We start from the raw sequence: 22,123 nt of genomic DNA, 5'->3' as shown, positions 1-22,123 counted from the left end.
ATTAGTAGTGTGATGAAGTCTATAGACAATTACAAATTACTAACCATAAACCATGCACCTTGTTTAGTATCCTGCCATTTGTTCGTCAACGTAACACCAGACCCATCGCTCGCCGGGTTCAGCTGAAGACACAACGGGATGAGCACTGTGGTGAAAGTGCTTGGTCGCGTGTTTGTTAGGTGACGAGTCGCAGCAGTGCGTTTTGCCGCAGGTCTGGCAGGTACGCAAATGCACCCACGAACTACCGGTTTTGATGCATTCTTCACACACGTACTCATCGGTGGTTTTGATCTCGGTCAGCGCAGCCAAGTGCCCGCAGGTTGTTTGTTGAGCCATACGATTCGGAGAAAAGACTTGTCTATCTGTTAATAGAGGAAGGTGCTATACGTAGAGTCTTTTTTGCAAAGGGTGTTTCATATGCCGTATCTTGAAGATACGGCATATGAAACACCCTTTGCAAAAAAGACTATTTAGTTATCGGCCAGGTATTTGTGAACGAAGCTGACCGCCATCGCGCCTTCGCCCACGGCTGAGGCTACGCGGTTCATCGCGCCAGCTCGTACGTCGCCCGCTGCGAAAATACCCGCGCTGCATGTTTCGAGCAGGTATGGCTCTCGATCGTGATTCCAGACTTTCTTAAAATCGGCGTATTTGGCCAGATCGCGACCCGTCGCAATAAACCCTTTCGGATCTTTGAGAATATCCATTTCGATCCAGTCGGTCAGTGGCTTTGTCCCGATGAATATGAATAGCCCGGCGGCATTCACGGTTTGGCGTTCGTGCGTGTCCATGTTTTCCAGTACCAGGCATTCCAGCCGTTCCTTACCTAGTCCCTCAACGACTTCCGTACAGCCCAACACCTTGATGTTCGGTGTCTGTTCAATCTGGTCGACCAGGTACTGCGACATGGTTTCAGTCAGGTCTGGACGACGTACGCAGATGAACACCTCCGATGCCGTTCTCGACAGATACATGGCTCCCTGCCCCGCTGAATTACCGCCCCCAACAATGTAGACCGGTTTACCTTTGAACGCGTAGGCTTCGGTTGTGGCCGCTCCATAGTAAACGCCCGCACTCGTAAATTTGTCGAGACTTTCGTTTTCCAGTTTGTGGTACGATACACCTGTGCTCAGCACAATGGCCCGCGTCACGATCTCGCTGCCGTCGGCCATTCTGATGTGCTTGTACAAACCCTGTGGTCTGATGGAAACAACTTCCTGCGGAGCCAGAAACTCAACACCGAACCGCTGCGCCTGCGTAATGGCCCGGCGTGTCAGATCAGCACCGCTGAGGCCATTGGGAAAGCCCAGGTAGTTTTCAATCCGCGAGCTCGTACCTGCCTGTCCGCCGGGGGCCCGTTTGTCGACCAGAATCGTTTTCAACCCTTCCGAACCACCGTACACCGCAGCCGCCAGTCCGGCAGGCCCCGCGCCGATAATGGCCAGATCATACAGACTCTGCGTTGCTTTAGGCTGCAAACCCAGCTTTTCGCCCAGATCACCGATGGTGGGCTGCGTTAGGGTCGTTCCGTCTTCAAACACAATAGCAGGCAGATTACTGCGATCGATGCCGTGCAGATCGAGCAATGCCTGCGCCTGCGGATCACCTTCGATATCAAGCCACTGGTACGGGAACAGATTGCCCGCCAGGAAATCTTTCAGGTCATGCGAGCGGGGCGAAAACTGATAACCAACCAGTTTCAAGCCGCCGTATGAGGGCCGGTAGTCCGACTGCCAGTCACTGAGCAGGTCGTCGAGTACGGGATATAATTTTTCTTCGGGCGGGTCCCAGGGTTTGGCAATGTAATAATCCAGTTGCACCTCGTTGATCGCGCGAATGGCCGCATCGATGTCCGAATACGCCGTCAGCAGCGCCCGTTTCGCGTTGGGAAATAGTTTACGGGCCTGCGACAGAAATTCGACGCCACTCATGGCGGGCATTCGCTGATCGGAGAGAAACAGGGCCACCTCCTCCCCTTTTTTCTTTAGCTCGGGTAACGAATCAAGAGCCTCCTGCGCCGAACTGGTACACAGAATGCGGTATTTTTTACGGTATTGCTGCCGCAGATCATGCTGAATGGCTTTCAACACCTGCTGGTCGTCGTCGATAGAAAAAATGATCGGTAGCTTCATGGAGATAAAAGAGGGAAAGCTTGGGACTACTCGCTGACCGTTGATTCATACGCCGTACCTCTGAGATACGGCTATGAATCAACGGTCAGCGAGTAGTCTTCTCATTGGATAGTTATTGAGTTGGCAAACAAATGCTGAACGCTGTATGGCCCGGCACCGATTTCAGCTTGATCGAGCCATTGTGGTGGTCAACGATACCCTTTACAATGTCGAGGCCAAGGCCGGTTCCTTTGCCTATTTCCTTGGTCGTAAAAAACGGCTCGAATATTTTATCCTGAATGTCTTCCGGAATACCCGTGCCGTTGTCGGTAATGGTGGTCAGAACGAACTCCGACCCATCAGATCGCCGGTCGGGTTGACTGCTGATTTCGATTTTACCCCCATCGGGCAGCGCGTCGATGGCGTTGTCGATCAAATTTGTCCAGACCTGATTCAGCTCGCCCGGCCAGCCGCAAACGACCGGCAGATCGTCCGGGATAAGAATCGACAGATCAATGTGTTTGCTTTTGATTTTGTGGTTCAGCAGCGTAATGGTGCTACGAATACCTTCGGCGAGCAGTACCTGTTCTTTACCACCGCCCCGATCCATGTGGGTATAATTTTTGATAGAGCCGATCAGCGTTGATATCCGTTTAGAAGCCTCGCTGATGTCCGAAACCAGTTTCTCGGTCACCAGATTATTGACGATCCAGTTGGTAACCCCTGCCAGGTTCTCGTCACCGATTTTCTCCAGCAGCCAATCCAGATCATCGACCGTAAAGCCGTAATCCACCAGTGGACCGGCCAGATCCATGCTGTCATCAATCGCGTGATCGTCCAGCCAGTCGGTCAGATCATCTTCCAAACTGGTGCGTTCGAGTAGTGTGAGCGGACGCGTTTCGCCGGCTGTCTGCTGGTCCATTTTCTTAAAAAACACTTCCTGCACACAATCGACCTGGTCGTTGGCCAGATCGAGGCTCATCACGGTCTTGAACGATTCGGGCGTGGCCCGCAAATGAGTACTCAGCGTATCGACTGAGCGCACAACGGCTGACACGGGGTTGTTCAGCTCGTGAGCCAGCCCCGCCGACAGGCGACCAAGCGACGCCAGTTTATCGGTCTGCTGCGCCAGTTTCGTAAAATCCCGGACCCGCGTCGTCATCTGATGAACAAGAGCTTCGGTCAGTTCATACTGGGTCTGGGCCAGTTCACGCAGTTTGTCGCGATGAAGCCGGAGTATGCGTGATGGTTTGTCGGTAATGATTCGGTTTCGGATGGTCTGAATGCGGGAATAAGGCAGTACCCCCAGCACCGACTTCGGTTCGTAGATCAGAATTTCCTCACCCGACCCGGATGTGCCCGTATCGACACGAATCCGCCCCTCCAGGAGCAGCATCATGTACTCTACAAAATCCCCCGCATGCAAGATCGTATGCTCTCCGGGCAGACTTATTTCTTCGGACTGATCAATGAGCCACTGCACCTGCTCGTCGGGCACAAGATCGAAAAGTGAAAACTGACGAAGGGTTTCTAGACGTGTCATGGCTACGCGCGAACGTTGATGGGCAATAGGCAACTAATTACGAACTTGATTAGCTACAGAAAAGCACTGGGCGTAAATTACGACCGCCAACCAGGCATTGATCGTTCAATATATACGTTTTTTCTGATATACAGCCTCTCGTCAAGATGCGCACTGTCCTGCTTCTGCTCTGCCTGTTTGCTGTCGCCTTCCGACCCGACAAGCCCGCTTATCGCCTTTACGGCCCCGACCTGAAAACCAAAACCTACGCAAAGCTCGTCCGTCAGGCGACCGATGCCGATGTTGTATTGTTCGGTGAGCTGCACAATAACCCCATCTGCCACTGGCTTGAACTTCAGTTGACGAAAGATTTACAATCAGCCAAAAATGGCGCGCTGGTACTGGGAGCTGAGATGTTCGAGGCCGATAACCAAACGGCGCTCAACGACTTCGTGCAGGGACGAACGACCAGCAAAGAACTGGCTGCGCAGGCCCGGTTATGGCCTAACTTCGACACCGATTACAGCCCCATTGTCAACTTCGCCCGCGAGCAGAAAATTCCGTTCATTGCCACCAATGTGCCGCGTAAATATGCCACGCTGGTTGCCCGCAAAGGACTGGCCGCGCTGGACACGCTTCCGGCAGAAGCCAAGAAGCAAATGGCTCCGCTACCGCTTACGGTGGACCTTACCTTACCCGGCTACAAAGCCATGCTCGATATGATGGAGTCGCACGGCGGCAGCAACCCGTCAACGCAAACGACAACCACCGATACCAAAGCCAGTAGCCCAGCCGCTAATTTTGCGCGCGCTCAGGCCATCAAAGATGCGACCATGGCCTACTTTATTGTACAGAATCTGAAAGCCGGTCAGACACTCCTGCACGTAAACGGCGACTATCATTCCAAAAACTTCGACGGCATTGTCTGGTATCTGCGCCAGCAACGGCCTGACCTTAAGATCGTAACGCTTTCCTCTGTCGAGATGGCCGATATCGACAAACCTACCGTCGAAGGGACTAAGCTTGCCGACTTTATTTTGGCCATTCCAGCCGATATGACCAAAACGTACTGAGAACAATACGGCCCTCATGCAGCACTGATCAGCAGGTCGTTGTATTCGGTTACGAGTGCCCAGCAGTGGGCCTCGCAGTGCCATTGCATCTGCATTAGTGGTCGATCCGCAAAGCGACGCAGCCAGGGTTGTTCGTAGGCCGTGAGTAACCCGGCGATGAAGAAAGTAAACGTACTGAACTCTCGTTCGATGGCGTTCGTATCGATACGGGGTGTCGCTTCGCCCAGGCGCAGCAGCGAGCTGGCCAGTATCATTTGTTCGATGCGATTGCTGGCTTTTTTTAGTTCATGAACAGCATCCGCAACGAGTCGTGCGCGTATAGGCTCCAGTTCGGGAATCATGAAATCACCCATAAGCCGCGCCAGGTGGTAGATGATCAATGAGGCTCGGGCGTAATGGGGCGCGCAACGAAACGGCTCATCAGTATAACGTCCGGACTCGACCACCGACCGCAGATACAACAAAGCGTCGCTATCGTGCTGGTTGCGGGGTAGCTTAAACTGATAGATGCAGTATAGGATGTTGCTTAATGCACAGGCATCAAAATCGATACCCATATTTTTGCCAAACCAGGTCGAGTAAGCACGAAGGGTACGATAATCGGGGTACGTATTTTTGATCGGGTGGCGTTGACTACCGTTGGCGTGCTGGGCCAGCTTTGCTTTAAGCCAGTTCAACCGGTCGGTGGAGGGCGGGTTCGAACGCTGCGTCAGATACACCATTGCGGTGTCGTCAATGTCGTCGGGAATGCGAAAATGCTCGAAATGCCGAAAAATATGGCCGTTCGGAAAATGACGCGATGGGCGTGTTGGCCAGAAATTATAGGTATCCAACCCATCTTTATTCTGGAAACGGGCATAGGCTCGTTCGGCGTTCTCTGAAATCTGGCTTATTAATTGCTGGCTTTCAGGCGAACGAACCGAACGCAACGACTGCAACACAAAGACCGTACTGGCGGTAAAGAACATATTGGTATCCAGACGACGATAGAAAATCGCCGGATTACTGCGGAACGACGGAAACAACCCGGTGCTATCCTGCAAACCAGCAATCGTTCTTATACCATAATCCGTAGAGAATTCTGTCATTGTTTTCATAAACGCTCAATCCGCTACATTCTATCCATTCGGGCAGACGAAAGGGCCATTGCGTCAGAATGCGAAAAATGTACCGGTCATTACGTTCTTTTTTGTCAAATTAAGCGTGAATATTTGCGCCTATAATTGCTCTTACGCATGTTCAATTTAATAGTCTTTGATGATCCGACCATTCGTCCGGCGCTGCTGCCTTTCACCTTCACGCGGCCTGTCGCCGAGATACGGGTTGGTATTCTGACCATTGCCGAAAAATGGGCGATGCGCCTGAATACGACGCCCTCCTTCCTGACCGAAATCTATCTTAAAGGTAAATATCCGCTGCAAACAACCACCGACAATCTGTACGTCAACGGAGCTTTGTGCCCCACTCCTGAACTGGTTGATCGGATCAATACGCTGTCCATTGGCGAGAGCCTGATTTCGCCCGACGGACTGCTGATGGCCCTCCGCACCGATTATGCCGTCGAAGAGGCCGCTCAGCTCGTGGACGTACCGCAACATACGGAAACATTTACGGCTCCGGTGCCGACGATTCGTCAACTCTGGAGCATAGTGGCTGCCAACGGCAATCAGATTCAGGCCGACTTTACGCTGCTTACCGCCGGTCGCCAGTCGGAGCCGATCACGGATCAGTTCACGCACTGCTACGCGCCCGAAAACGTGTTCATCGAAAAAGGGGCTACCATCCGGGCCGCTATCCTGAACGCGGAAGATGGTCCCATCTACATCGGCAAAAACGTGACCATCAGCGAAGGCAGTGTTGTGATCGGGCCCTGTTCGTTCGGCGAGGGAACGATGGTGCATTATAACAGTAAAATGCGCAAAAATACCAGCGCAGGGCCCTACTGCAAGGTTGGGGGCGAAATCGGGAACTCCATTTTGTTTGCCAACAGCGGGAAAGGTCACGAAGGGTATCTCGGCGATTCGGTAGTAGGTGAGTGGTGTAATCTGGGGGCCAGCACGAACACCTCGAACCTGAAAAACGACTACTCGAACGTCAAGCTTTACAATTACGCGGAGCGCAGACTGGTTAATACGGGACGCATGTTCTGTGGGTTGTTCATGGGCGATTTCACGCGGGCGGGCATTGGAACGATGTTCAATACCGGAACCGTTGTCGGGGTCAACGTCAACGTGTTTGGCAGTGGGCTGCCCCCCAAACACATTCCCTCGTTTTCGTGGGGTGGAGCCATCGACGGTTTCATGACCTACCGGCTTGAGAAAGCGATTCAGGTAGCGACCGAAGCGTTCAAGCGACGCGACCGGGAATTTGACGAACAGGAAGCAGGCATTTTACGGGAGATTTTTAACCAGGAACGTCTGGGACCGCATAACGAAACGCCCCTTAGCCTGCTGAACAATTTTTAGCCAGTAAAGGACCACGGAGCCGCACCAACGGCTGGCTCTGGCAGGTCAATCGATCATGCAATTTTCAGAAATAATAGGCCAGACCGAAACCAAACAGCTGTTGGTGAGGGCCGTTCAGACGAACCACCTTGCTCACGCCCTCCTGTTCGATGGCCCGGCGGGTAGTGCAAACCTATCGTTGGCGCTGGCCCTGGCTCAATATGTTAACTGCGAAGACAAACAGCGAACCGGCGAACCCGATGCCGACTCCTGTGGCCGGTGTGCGTCCTGCATAAAAATCCAGAAACTCGTTCACCCCGATTTACACATGGTTTTTCCGGTCGCCAATCTGGCCAAAGGAAAAAATTCGGAAGCGTATCTGACCAGCTGGCGTAAATTTCTGCTCGACCAGCCCTACCGAACGCTGCCCGAATGGCTCGAAACAATGGGGGCCGACAACAAACAGGGCAATATTTCCGCCGAAGAAGCCCGGAATATTCTGCAAAAGCTGTCACTGAAAGCCTACGAAGGGGCTTACAAAATCATGCTGATCTGGCTCCCTGAACTGATGAACGTAACGTCGGCCAATGCGTTGCTGAAAGTACTCGAAGAGCCCCCCGCGCAGACGCTGTTCCTGCTCGTTACGAACCAGCCCGACAAATTACTGATCACAATTCTGTCGCGTACGCAACGGATAGCGGTTCGGGCGTTTACGGACGAAGAGGTAGCTACGTACCTGCGTCAGCACCTTAATCTGGACGAAACGACAGCCCGTCGGATCGCCTACCTGGCCGACGGTGATCTGTCGGTGGGACTGAACCTGAGTCGTACCGAATCCGATCAGCCCATGACATCGGACCGGCACACCTGGTTTGCCGACTGGATGCGCACCTGCTACCGGCAGGATTTAATCACGCTGGTCAAACAAGCCGATCAGTTTGACAGTTTCACCAAAGAAAAACAGAAGGGATTACTGGAGTACAGTATCCGGCTGTACCGCGATCTGTTCTTATGGCAACAGGGAGCGGGCGCGTTACTTCGTTTGCCCGACGATGAAATGGCTTTTGTCAAAAACTTTTCTAAAATATTGACCATCAATCATATTGAGCGAATCGTGAATGACCTCAACGAAGCAACCTACCACCTTGAACGGAATGCCCGAGCCAAAATGATTATGCTTGACATGTCACTCACCTTTAGCCGGTTGATCCGATGAAACGCGCCAGTCAAACCCGCGGTTGTGACGATCTTTAGTCGACAACGATGCAACGTCATAACGGTACACAGATCGCATGAGCGCCCTAAATCCGAAGCCCAAACAGGTTATTGGCATGACCGATCTGGTCGATTTTCCGGATCTGAAACTTTTCGATGCACAGGCTAAAGTTGATACCGGTGCCTACACGTCGGCGCTTCATTGCAAAGACGTTCGACTCGTGAGGGCGGGCGGAAAACAAAAATTACGGTTTGAGCTAATTGACAAAACCGGAGACAAGGTAAAGCGGTTTTATAGTGACGAATTCAGCCAGCGAATGATTCGTAATTCGTTTGGCGTGGCCGAAAAACGGTATGTGATTCAAACGCGTATTGTCCTGTTCGGGCGGACCATCCGGGCCGAATTTACACTGGCCGACCGTGAACAACTGAAAAACCCGATTCTACTAGGCCGTAAACTACTCCGCAACCGGTTTATCGTCGACGTTTCACAGAAAAATCTGTCCTATACGGCCAAAGCCAGCAACCGCCCGACGATCGCTAAACCCGCCACCAGTCCCGAGTAGACACGTTTATTCCTCAGCGTTAATCGCCTTTCTGAGCCCCACCCCAACACCGTCTATTAAACACTACACAAATGCGTATTGCCATTTTATCGGCCAATCCGAATTTATATTCTACCCAGCGACTCTTAACGGCGGCCAATGATCGCGGCCATGAGGGACTGGTTGTCAATCACCTGAACTGCCAGGTTATGATTGAGGGCGGCAAGCCATCCGTACTATACGAAGGCCGTGAGCTGGAACCGTTCGACGCGATTGTTCCCCGCATCGGCGCTTCCGTTACGGACTACGGCTGTGCGATCGTGCGGCAGTTCGAGATGATGAAAGTCTTCACAACGGCCAAATCGCAGGCCATTACCCGATCGCGAAACAAACTGCGGAGTTTGCAGGTGCTGTCGAAAGCAGGTGTTGGTTTGCCCAAAACCGTCTTCGCCAATCACCCGAAAAATGGCAATGTTACGCAGCTCATCGAACTGGTCGGCGGCCCCCCGGTAGTGATCAAACTACTGGAAGGAACGCAGGGGATCGGTGTGGTGCTGGCCGAAACGACGAAGGCGGCCAAATCGACCATCGAAGCGTTCTACGGGCTGAAAAAACACGTTTTAGTGCAGGAATTCGTCGCCGAAGCCAAAGGGTCCGACATCAGAGCGTTCGTTATTGGTGGTCGGGTCGTGGGTGCGATGAAACGCCAGGGACTAGAGGGCGAATTCCGGTCAAATATCCACCGCGGAGGCAATGCCGTTGCGGTACGTCTTACCCCCGACGAGGAGCAGACGGCCATCGAAGCGGCCCGCGCCCTTGGCCTGAAAGTGGCGGGCGTCGATATGCTTCCCTCCGACCGGGGGCCGCTGGTCCTCGAAGTCAACTCATCGCCGGGTCTGGAAGGCTTCGAAACGGCCACCGGCATCAATGTCGCCGACCAGATCATCGCCTATATCGAAGAGAAAATACGGGCCGACGAAGGCGATATGGTTGGCGTGTAGGTCATGGCGAATGCGAAAGGATGGGTTAACTTAGCAGCCGTAATTCATTAGCGATGCCTATTGATCCCGAACTTAAGAAAGCCATTGTCCGGATGCCGGGCGTGGAAAAAGATAAAATCCTGCTTCGGCTCATTGCCAAAGATGCGGTGCTGACCGAAAAACTCCAGTTCGAGCTGGTCGAAGAGAGTAGTACGCTCGACGAACGGCGCGATCTGATCCGGCAGTTCATTCGGCGGACGGCCAATCTACATCAGGATTCGGCGGGTTGGGTCATGATGGACATGCGTACCGTCAGCGGCTACATCAGCCGTCATTTGAAGGTAACGAAAGATAAGTACGGTGAGGTCGATCTGATGCTGGACATGCTCAATACCTTTTACGACCACAATGCGCACCTGCTCCAAAAGTACAATTCCCGCACCGACAAAGCAGCAGAGTACATCGCCAAGCGTACGGATCAGGTGCTGAAAAAAGTCAGCAAACTCGATCCGGATTACCACATTGAATTTGCCGACGAGATCAATAAACTACTGCGCTGGGTTCATTCCGCAGCACCAGCCCATTACGCCCGAACGCTGGCTTTGCCGAAAGAGTGGGTTATTTAGTACGGTCCGCATAGTCGAATACGAATACACGGACTGGAAGTCCGCGTTACGTTCACTAAACAACTTTTCCCGTTACTAACCAGTTTTTTTTACCCGATCAGAATCGCGCTGATGGCAACAGGCATTCCCAACTACATAACGTACTGACAGCCATCAGGTAGCCCGTTACGGACTCGTATTTTCATAGCCAGCCACGCAACGACCTGTGATCAGGTAGTAAATCCCCCATTTGAAACCTCAACCGTTCTCAGTAGTTATAAGTCTAACAAACCCACTTAGAACTCATGAACGAAACTGTTCTTATCACCGGCGGCACCGGCTCAATTGGTCGCCACTTGATTCCGTTGCTTCGACAACAGGGGTTTCAGATTTCGTTGCTCAGCCGGGAACGCAAATCGATTCCGGACGTGACGGTTTATCAGTGGGACATCAAAAAAGGCCATATCGACCCAAAAGCGATCCAGACTGCCGACCACATCATTCACCTCGCCGGAGCAGGCATCGCCGACGAACGTTGGACCGACGCCCGCAAGGACGAGATTTTGACCAGTCGCACCCAGTCGACGGAGTTGATTGCGCAGGCGCTGGCTAAAAATCCGCATAAGGTAAAGTCATTCATCGGGGCCTCGGCTATCGGCTACTATGGTGGCGATACCGCAGATCGGCCATTGATCGAAACGAGTCAGGGAGGATCGGACTTTCTGGCGCAAGTGGTTCGGGCCTGGGAGCGGTCGGAAGATTCGGTTGCGGCTCTCGGCATCCGGACGGTTAAGTTACGAACGGGGGTCGCGTTGACGATGGATGGCGGTGCCTTGCCGAAACTGGCGCAACCTGTCCGGCTGGGGGCTGGCGCACCGATTGGCTCCGGGCAGCAATACATTTCGTGGATTCACATCGACGATCTTTGCCGGATGTATTGTCAGGCATTGACCGACGAATCGTGGCAGGGCGTGTATAACGCCGTTGCGCCTAATCCAGCTACTAACGAATCACTGACGAAAGCCATCGCCAGCGTGCTGCACCGGCCTATGATACTACCTAACATTCCGGCTTTTGTGATCAAGATGATGTTCGGCGAACTGGCCATAACGGTGATCGGTGGCAATTACGTCCTCAACAAACGCATTACGGACGAAACAACATTCCGCTACAAGTACGCTGATCTGACAAACGCCCTGAGCGATTTATTGACGTAACGCGGACATCCTGTCCGCAGAGCCGATAAGTTAACGAGTTATAATAACTAAAACTCAATCTTTGGCTCTGCGGACAGGATGTCCACGTTACTTTTTTAACTCCACTCCCGGTCGGCAGAATCTTTCGTATTCCACACGTCGGTTGGGGCAAACCAGGTCGCTCCTTTTTTGAGGAATTTCTTAGCCACATCCTCATTCAGTTCGACACCCAGGCCCGGCTTGTCAGGCACTCTGACGAACCCTTTATCGACAATCGGCTTCATACCCGTCACAATATCTTCCCAGCCCGATACATCGACGCCGTGGTGCTCAAGCGCGACAAAATTCTCGGTAGCGGCTGCGCAGTGTACGTTGGCCATCATGCAAATCGGCGAACCGGCAAAGTGCATGGCCATTGGAATACCCTTCTCTTCGGCGTAATCGCCAATCTTCTTGGTTTCCAGCAAACCACCCGACGTCGCTAGATCCGGATGAATCATGTCAATGGCTTTGGCATCGATGAGCTTCATAAAATCTTCTTTCAGATAAATATCTTCGCCTGTCAGCGTCGGCGTATCAATAGCATCCGAAATTTGCTTCCATTGGTCGGTATACATCCAGGGGACCAGATCTTCCAGCCAGGCTAGCCGGAACGGTTCCATCGCTTTACCGATCTGGATGGCGGTATTGACGTCGAAATGACCGAAGTGGTCAGCCGCCAGCGGCATATCATAGCCAACAATCTCGCGCACTTTACTAACGTGTTCGACCAGGGCGTCCAACCCTTTCTTGGTCACCTGAATGCGGGTGAAGGGGTGCTTGGTGTTCGCATAGTTGCCGAGTTTTCCCGTTTCCTTGTCATCCCACTGCCGCTTTACACTCCAGTTGTTGGCATTGACCAGCATACCCGGCTTATCGGCCAGCATACTGATACCAAAATCCATTTTCAGGAAGGTGTAGCCCTGGTCCCGGCGTTTTTGCATATTCTTGGCAAAGCCTTCGTAGGTATCGGCTTCGGGCGTATCGGCATACAACCGGATAAAATCGCGGTATTTACCGCCGAGCAATTGATAAGCGGGCACGTTATAGGCTTTACCGGCTAAGTCCCAGAGCGCCATTTCAACGCCACACACACCACCGGCGGCCCGGCTGTGTCCACCAAACTGCTTGATCTGTTTAAAGATCTGCTCAACATTACACGGATTTTTGCCCAGCAGGCGGCTTTTGAGCATCAGCGCATAATTGGCACTGGCCCCGTCGCGCACCTCGCCCCAGCCAACCAGACCCTGGTTCGTATCGATCCGGATGATGGGGCTACCGAACGGCACACCCGCCAGAACCGCTACGCGTAAATCCGTAATTTTCAGTTCCGCCGGTTTAGAATCACGGTTGACTTTCTGCGTGATGAACTCCATTTCCTGCTCGACCGCGTGGGGACCGGGCTGCTTGTCGAACATGAAACCAAGCGACAGACCACCTAGTCCGGCCTTGCGCAGGAAATCACGGCGATCAGATGATTTGTCCGATAAAGACAATCGGGATAAACTGTTTTTCATAATTAAAGGATTCCTGAGGGTTTATGGCTAATCGGTTATAAAATGAGTGTATGTCAGTATTTTACTTATTCAGCTGCCTTTTTATTCATAATAAGCGCAAACGCCTGGTTCCTAACGGAAAGGCTGATGCCAGTCGGCTTTTCTAGTTTCACCTTCCGGCTCATCCGATTTTTATTGACTAGTCAACCCTATAAAACAATGATCAAGAAAACAGTAATCGCGTGGACGGTGATCACCCTCTCGGGCCTCTTATCAGCCCAGGCCCAGCGGATAGGCTCAACGCCGGAGTATGTTACGGCCCTGACCGCCAACTGGAAAGGCGAACGATTGCCCGATGGCCGTCCGAAAGTGCCTGAACTAGTACTGGACCGATTACAGAATTGTACGCTTGAACAGATTTGGGGTTTTCTGGGAAAGAAAGGCTACCGCAACCAGGTTGAAAAGAACTGGGTCATTCTCAAGCCCGGCGAAACCATGACAGGACGCGTCGTTACGGCGCAGTTTATGCCTACCCGGCCCGACCTCGACAGTTTGGTGCGGTCGCAGGGGAAAGCCGAAGGTCGTTCGCAAAAAGGCGGCATCAACATCTGGCCGATTGATGTGCTCACGAAAGGCGATATCTACGTGGCCGATGGCTATGGGAAAATTAAGGATGGGACGTTGATCGGGTCGAGCCTGGGCAACGCCATTTACGGAAAAACCGGCAAGGGTGTCATCTTCTACGGATCGGTTCGGGACATGCAGGAACTGAAAGATACGAAAGGCTTCAACGCGTGGGTGAAAGGACACGACCCTTCCTACATCAAAGACATGACCCCAACCTCCATCAACGCTCCCATCCGCATTGGTGAGGTTACCGTGCTTCCCGGCGATGTGGTGTTTGCCAACGAGTACGGAACGGTGTTTATCCCCGCTCACCTGGTTGAAGAACTGGTGTCGGCTTCTGAAATGACCGCCCTGCGCGACGAATTTGAACGGGTACTGTTACAGCAGGGCAAATACCCATCCGGCGAAATTCACGGCGACTGGTCCGACAAGATCAAAGGCGAATTCAGAACGTGGGTGGGCAAGTACCCCAAGAAATTAGCGATCACCCAAAAAGACATAGACGCCTATCTGGCGAAAGAGGGCCATTAATTACGTTGACGCATGAAATCCAGCATTGCTACTTTATTTTCCTTTATTACGCTTATTGGCGTTGCCGGTCAGCTATCGGCTCAGACAATACCGAAAGATGAACTCGTATTTTTAACCGCCGAATGGAAGGGCGACCGGTTCCCTGATGGCCGCCCAAAACTACCCGATGAGCTGGTCGAACGAGCCAAGCACATTGGTATCGACGATGCCTGGACAGTCCTGAAAAATGAAGGCTACACGAATCAGTTTGAAGGTGGCTGGAAGCTGATCAAAGACGACGTACCGGTTACGGGCCGGGCGGTTACGGCGATGTTCATGCCTAGCCGACCCGATGTGGAAAAGATCATCAAGGAGCGCGGCATCAGCAAGCAGGGCAGAAAGGGTAACACCAACACCTGGCCGATCGAAACGCTCACGAAAGGTGATGTTTACGTGGCGGATGCGTTCGGTAAAATTGGCGGTGGCACGCTGATGGGTGCTACGCTGGGCAATGCTATTTTCAGCAAAACCGGCAACGGTGTCGTGTTCAACGGAGCCGCCCGAGACTTGCAGGAATTGCAGAATATCCAGGGATTCAATGCTTTTGTCCGTGATTTTCACCCGTCGTTTCTCGAAGAAATGGTCCTGATGGGGTTGAATGCGCCGATCCGCATCGGTAACGTGATGGTACTGCCCGGCGATCTGGTCATTGCCCAGCGGGAAGGCGTTTTGTTCGTGCCCGCTCACATGGCCGATCAGGTCGTTAGCACCGCCGAATTTGTCACCCGCAAAGATCAGTTTGGCTTTGAGATGGTCAAATCGGGACGGTACACGACCGGGCAGATCGACAGCCAATGGACAGACGAACTCAAGACTAATTTCCTTAAATGGCTCGGTCAGCATCCGGAACTGGGGGCCATGACCAGACCCGAGCTGGATAAAGTGATGAGCAAACGGACATGGTGAGTGCGAATGTGGTATGTATGATATAGTGTGTATGCTGTATGTTTTGCCAGCGAAGCAATATACCACAAGTGACTCATTTCAAACACATTATTTTGTTTTTTGTCATGCTGACAAAAAAATAACAAACCGAACCTCTCCCCGTTCCTACGTGTTTTTTATGTATGACCGATCTGTTGAAAGATGCACTGCGCAAAGCGGCTATGTTTTGCGCGTATCAGGAACGAACCCAGCAGGAAGTGCGCAACCGGCTGAAGGAATGGGGCATTTACGGCGATGATGCCGAAGAAGTAATTGCCGAGCTGATTCAGCAGAATTACCTCAACGAAGAACGGTTCGCCCAAAGCTTTGCGGGGGGTAAGTTCCGGATAAAAGGCTGGGGAAAACGAAAGATCAAGCAACACCTGCAACAACGGGGCATTACGGGTTATAATCTCGATCAGGCGATGAACGGAATTGCGCCGGACGACTACCGAACGACCCTCAGCGAGCTTCTAGACAAAAAACGCCGTAGCCTTCGCGACGACAATCCCCTGATTATTAAGCAAAAACTGGCTCGTTATGCCTTCAGCAAAGGCTACGAGCCGGATCTGGTCTGGCAAGTGCTCGAAAACACCGATTAAGTGTCCGTAAAGCCGGTGACAGTTGTTTTATGACCCAAAAAACTGGTTCTTTGCGGTTTGGCCGATCATCTATCGTGGGTAATGAATCAGCGTTTTGTCTCCATCATCCTGCTCAATTACAACTCTCATCAATTTACGTTTGACTGCGTTGATTCGATCAATGAAAAAACGCAGAACGTTCAGTATGAGATTATTGTCGTTGATAATAATTCTGCTCCCGACAAGTACGAAGCGCTGCAACCCGTTGCCGATCGCCCAAATGTCCGGCTCATCCGCAGCCGCATCAATCTTGGCTTTTCGGGCGGTAATATGCTGGGCGTTCAGTTCGCCAACCCAACAGCCGACTACTACTATTTCCTGAACAATGACTGCATCCTCCGGACGAATGTGTGCAGCCAGTTGACGCTGTTCATGGACGCCACACCGGATGCGGGTCTGTGTGGTGCCCAGATGTTTACCGGTGATGGCTCACGAGAAGCCACGTTTGGGTATCTACCCACACTGGGCAGTAAAATTATTGGGCACAGTTTCGTCCGTACGTTCAATCCGGCTCTGTACCCAGCCATTCAGCAGGTCTATACCGAACCGATACGCGTCCCTTTCATTATGGGCAGTACCTTATTCGTGCGGGCGTCGGCTTTCCACGCTATCGGCGGGTTCGATGTTGCTCATTTCCTGTATGTCGAAGAAGAAGATGTGGCCAAGCGATTGTTACAAATCGGCTTTTATGCCTATCTGGTTCCACAGGCAGAATACGTGCATTTTACGGGTCAGAGCACAACCCGCAACTACGACGTTGAAAAGGAGTACTACATTTCACTGTTCCACTACTTTCGCAAATACCACTCCTGGCCCGCAAGAGCCTTATTTCGCGCCTATTACGTTATCAAAAACGGTCGAAAATTTTACCAGGATCGTATTTATGCCCGGTTAGCGGGATTCATCTGGCGCGGTAGTCCCATGCGCGAAAGCCTACGTCATCGTCAGAAAATCAGGTAGTATCTCGCCAGTCAAGCCGTGCTTACAGAGCGTAGCCCCAACGTAGAAAGACCCGCGCCATAGGTTAATTGGCGCGGGTCTCTCTGCAAACAGACGGGATTTACATGACTCAAAAAGTCGTGTAGTTTCCCTTAAAAATCGGCATCGAACGTAATTCCTTTAGGCTCTTCGGCAACAGCAACGGGCATTGGCTCACCAGCCTCATTCGACTGGTTGGCGGCTGCTTTCGACGCTTTGAATTTAGCCATAACTTCACCACGCTGGTATTCGCCAACCCGCTTCTCGAAGAAGTTGGTTTTGCCCTGAAGCGAAATCATGTCCATGAAATCGAACGGATTCGACACATTGTACAGTTTTTTCAGTCCAAGCGTAACCAGCAGGTGATCGGCGACGAACGCAATGTACTGCTTCATCAGTTCGGCATTCATACCAATGAGCGACACGGGTAGTGCATCAACCACGAACTCCTGCTCGATTTCGACAGCATTGCGAATGATGTCGTAAATCTGCGATTCGGGCATTTTGTTGATGATGTGATCGGTGTAGAGCAGACACGCGAAATCACGGTGCAAGCCTTCGTCACGCGAGATCAGCTCGTTCGAGAAGGTCAGCCCCGGCATCAGTCCCCGCTTTTTGAGCCAGTAGATGGAGCAGAACGAACCGGAGAAGAAAATGCCTTCCACAGCCGCAAATGCGATCAACCGCTCAGCAAACGTTCCGTTATCGATCCAGCGCAAGGCCCACTCCGCTTTTTTCTGTACGCACGGAATCGTGTCCATAGCGTTCAGCAAGCGATCTTTTTCAGACGCATCTTTAATGTAGGTATCGATCAGCAGCGAATAGGTTTCAGAGTGGATGTTCTCCATCATCACCTGGAAGCCATAGAAACACTTGGCTTCGGCATACTGTACTTCCGAAAGGAAATTGACCGCGAGGTTTTCGTTTACGATTCCGTCAGAAGCCGCAAAGAACGCCAAAACGTGCGAAATGAAATGCCGTTCACCATCGTTCAGGTTGTTCCAGTCTTTCATGTCCTGGCCGAGGTCAATTTCTTCAGCGGTCCAGAACGACGCCTGGTGCGTTTTGTAATACTCCCAGATATCCCAGTGTTCAATTGGGAAGAGTACGAAGCGGCCTTTGTCTTCCTGTAGAATCGGTTCGATTACTTCGTTTTGTACCATAATGGCATTAATGTTTATAGTTGGTCATCAGCCGTGCAGAACTGGCTGATAAACGTGTCCGTATGTTGTATCGTTTCAACAAAATTAACCGTTCAGGCCACTTCTACAAGCCTATTCGCTGAATGATTTTTGGTCGATTAACGGCTCGTTGCCGGTAAACAGAACGCAATCAGCACGTTGGCCGATCAGGCTCCACCTAAGTTCTTGAAATAGTTCTACTAAAACCTGTCACCCTGATTGTCAATCAATTGACGTATAGACAGCCGTTATTGCACTGACACTGAAGGGCACAAAAAAAGGCCGCTTCCGTAGAAACGACCCGCATTCTGATCTATAGGCTACAGGGCCACGCAGAGCCCCGGACAGGGAAAAAAGGCACACTAAAATAAATCCTTGATGTCAATCCGGCGGTGCTGGTGTTCTTCGTCTTTAAAGGGCAGCATTACCCGGACCTGACCGTGTTCATGAACGGCTTCGATCTGTTCGGCATCCACAAAGGATGGAATGTCGAGTACCCGTAAAAACATTGGCACAGCCAGCCGCTGGGTAGTGCCATCTTCTTCGCTACGGCCCGATGTGCTGACCAATAGCGTATACAAAACCAGCTTGTTTCCTTCGACCAATACGTTAAACGAATTGGCACTGACACCCGGAGCTGACAATTTTATAATGAGTCGTTCGTCCTCCCGATCAACTTTCATTGTCGTTTGGCTCGAACCGCCGTATAGGGTATTGAGCAAATCGACCTGACCGCCCGTTCCCTGAAATACATTTTCTATCGCTTTCATAGGAGTTGCTGTTTACTGTCCAAGTAATGACTTATAGACAAACCTCGTGCCTAATGGTTTAGGATTAGTTAATCCCGACATGCTGTCAGCAAATGACTGTGTATTTTCCCTGTTTTATGCCGTTTTGGCGCGATCAGCCCCTGTTTCTATTTTTTATGCCAGATCGTCCGGTAGGCCGAAGTGGGGAATTTTGGTCGTGTAGACTGGGGTTTTGTGTGGTTTCCGTTCTACAGACCAATACGACGTATTTCTAGCGGTAAAGACCTGTTTTGGTGACTGCTAAGCCGTACCTTTGCGGGAAATAAGGTTCGGTCCACGTTTCCCGATTGTTGCTGGCAAGCGCCTGTCCACAAAACCAACGTACCGAAAACGTCACTCATGCATATTCGAATCGGAACGCGCGGCAGCCGTCTGGCGCTGTGGCAGGCGGAACATATACAAACGCTTTTACAGGCCGGGGGATTAACCTCCGAACTGGTACTTATCGACACCAAGGGCGATCAGGTGCTGGACCGATCCCTGTCGAAAATCGGCAGCAAAGGCGTCTTTACACAGGAACTGGAAGATCAGCTCTGGGTAGGCTCGATCGATATTGCGGTGCACAGTGCCAAAGATCTGCCGTCGAGCTTGCCCAATGGCTTATCGATCATTGCCTTCACCGAACGCGAACTGCCGAACGATGTGCTGGTTAGCCGGGATAAGAACCTCTCGCTCACGAGCGGACGGGAGTTTACGATTGGTACCTCATCGACTCGCCGGGTTGCTATGCTGAAGCACTACTGCCCACACGTCACAACGGTCGATATGCGGGGCAACCTTCAGACACGCATCCGTAAACTCGACGAAGGCCAATGTGATGCGCTGCTTCTGGCGTATGCGGGCGTTCACCGGATGGGCTACGATGACCTGATCGTCGAACAATTACCCCTGTCGGACTTCACTCCCGCCGTTGGGCAGGGTAGTATCGCGATCGAAGCCGCCGATACGCTGTCGATCGACAAAATTGACCGCGTTCGCCAGCTGACCAATCATGGCCTGACCGAAGCCTGTCTCCGCGCCGAACGGTCGTTTCTGGCTCGGCTGGAAGGTGGTTGCAGCATTCCGTCTTTCGCGCTGGCCCAGTGGTCGCCCGAACAAACCATCACCCTGACGGGCGGTCTAGTCAGTCTGGATGGCAGTCAGCTTCTCCGCGAAAACTTTACTGGCGCTCCGGAAGAGGCATCGATGCTGGGCCACGAACTGGCCGAAAGCATTCTGACTCGTGGTGGCGACGTCTTACTAACCGAAATTCGCGCTCACCTATGACCCCAACCATTGCTACCACCGACGCTGATATTCGTCGTTGTTTACCCGCCATGCTAGCCCTGCGCCCACACCTGACCAGCGAGCAGGCGCTTGAGCAAATCCGGTATCAACAGGAAAACGAACGGTTTGTACTGGCATTCATCAACGAAGGAGATCACTCCCACCCAGCACCCGCCGTGGTCGGCTATCGCTACATGAACCTGCTCTACAGCGGCAAGACGCTGTACATCGACGACCTGTCGACCTTGCCGGAGGGGCGCGGGAAAGGGTACGCCAGCACCCTGCTCGACTTCGTTATTGAGCAAGCCCGGCAGGCAGGCTGTCAGTGCGTTTCGCTCGATTCGGGTCAGAATCCGGCCCGCTACGATGCACATCGGCTCTACCTGAACAAACGATTCAACATTACCAGCCATCATTTTAAACTGGATTTATGAGTTACTCTGTAAACCAGTACTTTGCGTTTGCTTTTTTGACCAACTGACTAACAGCCTGATCTTCAACCATGAATCTATTCCGAATTAGCTGGAGCAACCTGAAAGACAAGCCCCTGAGCAGTTTCCTGAGCGGTCTGCTGATGACCTTCGGCATTACGATTATTTCGCTACTGCTGCTCCTCAATAAGCAGTTGGATGACCAGTTCCGGAAAAATATCAAAGGAATAGACATGGTGCTGGGCGCCAAGGGAAGCCCCTTGCAGTTGATTCTGTCGAGCATTTATCAGATCGATTCACCAACGGGTAATATTCCGCTTGACGAAGCTGAAAAGCTGACGCGAAACCCAATGATCAAAACGGCCATTCCGCTGGCGATGGGCGATAATTACCGCTCGTTCCGGATCATTGGCACGAACAAGAAATACATCGATCATTTCGGGGCCACTATCGGGCAAGGACGGCTGTTTCAGCAGGACCTCGAAACCGTGATTGGTCCGCGCGTAGCCGAAGTCGCGGGGCTAAAATTGGGTGACACCTTCTCCGGATCGCACGGTCTGGATGCCGAGGGCGAAGAACATGCCGACACGAAATACAAGGTTGTCGGTATCCTGAGTCCCAGCAATACGGTTGTCGACCAACTCATTCTGACGCCCGTATCGAGCGTGTGGGCCATTCATGAACACCACGACGAACACGGGGAAGAACACGAACATGAAGCCGGTGAAGCACATGAGGAAGAAGGCCACGAAGAAGCCCCGCGCGAGATCACGAGTATGCTGATCCAGTTTCGGAATCCGCTAGGCATGATGATCGCGCGAGGAATCAATACGAACTCCAAACTACAGGCGGCTCTACCGAATATTGAGATCAATCGGTTGTTTTCATTGCTCGGCGTTGGTGTCGAAACCCTGCGCGGACTCGCTGTTGTGATCATGCTCATTTCGGGCATCAGCGTATTTGTATCGCTCTATAATTCGTTGAAAGAGCGTCGGTACGAAATGGCACTGATGCTGTCGATGGGAGCCACACGGGCGCAGTTGTTTGGTATGTTGCTGCTGGAAGGCTTAGTGCTGGCGCTGATCGGTTTTGGTCTGGGTATTCTGCTCAGCCGCGTAGGACTGTGGTTGTTCTCAAACAGCGTTTCCTCCGAGTATCACTACAACCTGGCCGCCTTCGGTATTTTGCCTGAAGAATGGGTCTTGTTAGGCGTTGCCGTGTTCATTGGTCTACTGGCCGCAGCCCTACCGGCATTAGGTGTCTACCGCATGAACATTTCACGGACACTGGCCGAAGAGTAGAAGGCGGGTAACCAGCGATCGGGTAACTTCCAAGTCACTCGACCACTACTAAGCCCCAGTTTGACTAGTAAAGACTTAGTAGCTCAAGGGAGTCGTTGAGAGAGAGTGTGTGACCGGGTGACTCATAAGTCACCCGGTCACACACTCTCTCTCAACGACTCCCTTCTAA

The 22,123-nt window shown here is 52.1% G+C and carries 21 protein-coding genes; 14 read left to right on the top strand and 7 right to left on the bottom strand.

Features of this window, described 5'->3' with window-relative positions:
- Positions 1-63 precede the first annotated feature (63 nt).
- From GK091_RS18705 to GK091_RS18695, 3 genes are all read right to left on the bottom strand, one after another.
- A complete protein-coding gene (locus GK091_RS18705; protein ID WP_164041416.1) occupies positions 64-336 on the bottom strand; it encodes a UBP-type zinc finger domain-containing protein in 273 nt (90 codons plus the stop codon).
- 134 nt (positions 337-470) lie between these two features.
- Positions 471-2,132, bottom strand: a complete 1,662-nt coding sequence (locus GK091_RS18700; protein WP_164041415.1) for an FAD-dependent oxidoreductase — start codon at positions 2,130-2,132, stop codon at positions 471-473.
- A gap of 112 nt (positions 2,133-2,244) precedes the next feature.
- On the bottom strand, positions 2,245-3,654 hold the full coding sequence (locus GK091_RS18695) for an ATP-binding protein (RefSeq protein WP_164041414.1): 1,410 nt from the start codon (positions 3,652-3,654) through the stop codon (positions 2,245-2,247).
- Between the two features lie 146 nt (positions 3,655-3,800).
- Here GK091_RS18695 and GK091_RS18690 point away from each other — a divergent pair, with 146 nt between their 5' ends.
- Entirely contained in the window at positions 3,801-4,706 is a 906-nt protein-coding gene (locus tag GK091_RS18690) for a ChaN family lipoprotein (RefSeq protein ID WP_164041413.1), read from the top strand.
- A 14-nt stretch (positions 4,707-4,720) separates the two neighbouring features.
- On the opposite strand, the gene GK091_RS18685 is transcribed toward GK091_RS18690, so the two are convergent.
- Complete coding sequence (locus tag GK091_RS18685; RefSeq protein ID WP_164041412.1) at positions 4,721-5,794, bottom strand: hypothetical protein; 1,074 nt, start codon at positions 5,792-5,794, stop codon at positions 4,721-4,723.
- Between the two features lie 147 nt (positions 5,795-5,941).
- Here GK091_RS18685 and GK091_RS18680 point away from each other — a divergent pair, with 147 nt between their 5' ends.
- The 6 genes from GK091_RS18680 to GK091_RS18655 all read left to right on the top strand — a co-directional run bounded on the left by GK091_RS18680 (position 5,942) and on the right by GK091_RS18655 (position 11,712).
- A complete protein-coding gene (locus tag GK091_RS18680; RefSeq protein ID WP_164041411.1) occupies positions 5,942-7,171 on the top strand; it encodes a putative sugar nucleotidyl transferase in 1,230 nt (409 codons plus the stop codon).
- 55 nt (positions 7,172-7,226) lie between these two features.
- Complete coding sequence (locus GK091_RS18675) at positions 7,227-8,366, top strand: DNA polymerase III subunit (RefSeq protein WP_164041410.1); 1,140 nt, start codon at positions 7,227-7,229, stop codon at positions 8,364-8,366.
- Positions 8,367-8,442: 76 nt separating this feature from the next.
- Positions 8,443-8,931 carry an ATP-dependent zinc protease family protein gene (locus GK091_RS18670; protein WP_246202319.1) on the top strand — a complete coding sequence of 163 codons (489 nt, stop codon included), beginning with the start codon at positions 8,443-8,445 and terminating at the stop codon, positions 8,929-8,931.
- Positions 8,932-9,002: 71 nt separating this feature from the next.
- A complete protein-coding gene (rimK, locus tag GK091_RS18665) occupies positions 9,003-9,911 on the top strand; it encodes a 30S ribosomal protein S6--L-glutamate ligase (protein ID WP_164041409.1) in 909 nt (302 codons plus the stop codon).
- A gap of 53 nt (positions 9,912-9,964) precedes the next feature.
- A complete protein-coding gene (locus tag GK091_RS18660) occupies positions 9,965-10,516 on the top strand; it encodes a hypothetical protein (protein ID WP_164041408.1) in 552 nt (183 codons plus the stop codon).
- 284 nt (positions 10,517-10,800) lie between these two features.
- The gene (locus GK091_RS18655) at positions 10,801-11,712 is read left to right on the top strand and encodes a TIGR01777 family oxidoreductase (RefSeq protein ID WP_164041407.1); all 912 of its coding nucleotides are present in this window, start codon (positions 10,801-10,803) and stop codon (positions 11,710-11,712) included.
- A 95-nt stretch (positions 11,713-11,807) separates the two neighbouring features.
- Here the strand turns inward: GK091_RS18655 and GK091_RS18650 are convergent, their stop codons facing one another.
- A complete protein-coding gene (locus GK091_RS18650; protein WP_164041406.1) occupies positions 11,808-13,247 on the bottom strand; it encodes a mandelate racemase/muconate lactonizing enzyme family protein in 1,440 nt (479 codons plus the stop codon).
- A gap of 198 nt (positions 13,248-13,445) precedes the next feature.
- On the opposite strand from GK091_RS18650, the gene GK091_RS18645 reads away from it, so the two are divergent.
- The 4 genes from GK091_RS18645 (at position 13,446) to GK091_RS18630 (ending at position 16,948) form a co-directional block, all read left to right on the top strand.
- The gene (locus GK091_RS18645; protein WP_164041405.1) at positions 13,446-14,384 is read left to right on the top strand and encodes an RraA family protein; all 939 of its coding nucleotides are present in this window, start codon (positions 13,446-13,448) and stop codon (positions 14,382-14,384) included.
- A 12-nt stretch (positions 14,385-14,396) separates the two neighbouring features.
- Positions 14,397-15,329, top strand: a complete 933-nt coding sequence (locus tag GK091_RS18640) for an RraA family protein (RefSeq protein ID WP_164041404.1) — start codon at positions 14,397-14,399, stop codon at positions 15,327-15,329.
- Between the two features lie 161 nt (positions 15,330-15,490).
- Complete coding sequence (locus tag GK091_RS18635) at positions 15,491-15,949, top strand: regulatory protein RecX (RefSeq protein ID WP_164041403.1); 459 nt, start codon at positions 15,491-15,493, stop codon at positions 15,947-15,949.
- A gap of 81 nt (positions 15,950-16,030) precedes the next feature.
- The gene (locus GK091_RS18630; protein WP_164041402.1) at positions 16,031-16,948 is read left to right on the top strand and encodes a glycosyltransferase; all 918 of its coding nucleotides are present in this window, start codon (positions 16,031-16,033) and stop codon (positions 16,946-16,948) included.
- A gap of 131 nt (positions 16,949-17,079) precedes the next feature.
- Here GK091_RS18630 and GK091_RS18625 read toward each other — a convergent pair whose 3' ends face one another.
- Together GK091_RS18625 and GK091_RS18620 are read right to left on the bottom strand one after the other, a co-directional pair.
- Positions 17,080-18,129 (bottom strand): ribonucleotide-diphosphate reductase subunit beta, encoded by a 1,050-nt coding sequence (locus tag GK091_RS18625; protein ID WP_164041401.1) that lies wholly within the window; start codon positions 18,127-18,129, stop codon positions 17,080-17,082.
- A 380-nt stretch (positions 18,130-18,509) separates the two neighbouring features.
- Positions 18,510-18,917: an Hsp20/alpha crystallin family protein gene (locus GK091_RS18620; protein ID WP_164041400.1), complete on the bottom strand. Its 408-nt coding sequence runs from the start codon at positions 18,915-18,917 to the stop codon at positions 18,510-18,512.
- A gap of 378 nt (positions 18,918-19,295) precedes the next feature.
- On the opposite strand from GK091_RS18620, the gene hemC reads away from it, so the two are divergent.
- The 3 genes from hemC (at position 19,296) to GK091_RS18605 (ending at position 21,954) form a co-directional block, all read left to right on the top strand.
- Positions 19,296-20,222, top strand: coding sequence for a hydroxymethylbilane synthase (hemC, locus tag GK091_RS18615; protein ID WP_164041399.1), 927 nt, complete (start codon positions 19,296-19,298; stop codon positions 20,220-20,222).
- On the top strand, positions 20,219-20,656 hold the full coding sequence (locus GK091_RS18610) for a GNAT family N-acetyltransferase (RefSeq protein WP_164041398.1): 438 nt from the start codon (positions 20,219-20,221) through the stop codon (positions 20,654-20,656). Before hemC ends, GK091_RS18610 begins: the two co-directional genes overlap by 4 nt.
- Before the next feature lie 68 nt (positions 20,657-20,724).
- Positions 20,725-21,954, top strand: a complete 1,230-nt coding sequence (locus GK091_RS18605) for an ABC transporter permease (protein WP_164041397.1) — start codon at positions 20,725-20,727, stop codon at positions 21,952-21,954.
- The last annotated feature ends 169 nt before the right edge of the window (positions 21,955-22,123 follow it).

The sequence above is a fragment of the Spirosoma agri genome (assembly GCF_010747415.1).
Taxonomy (GTDB): domain Bacteria; phylum Bacteroidota; class Bacteroidia; order Cytophagales; family Spirosomataceae; genus Spirosoma; species Spirosoma agri.
The sequence above is the reverse complement of the archived record's forward strand: the minus strand, read 5'-3'. Positions and strand labels throughout refer to the sequence as shown.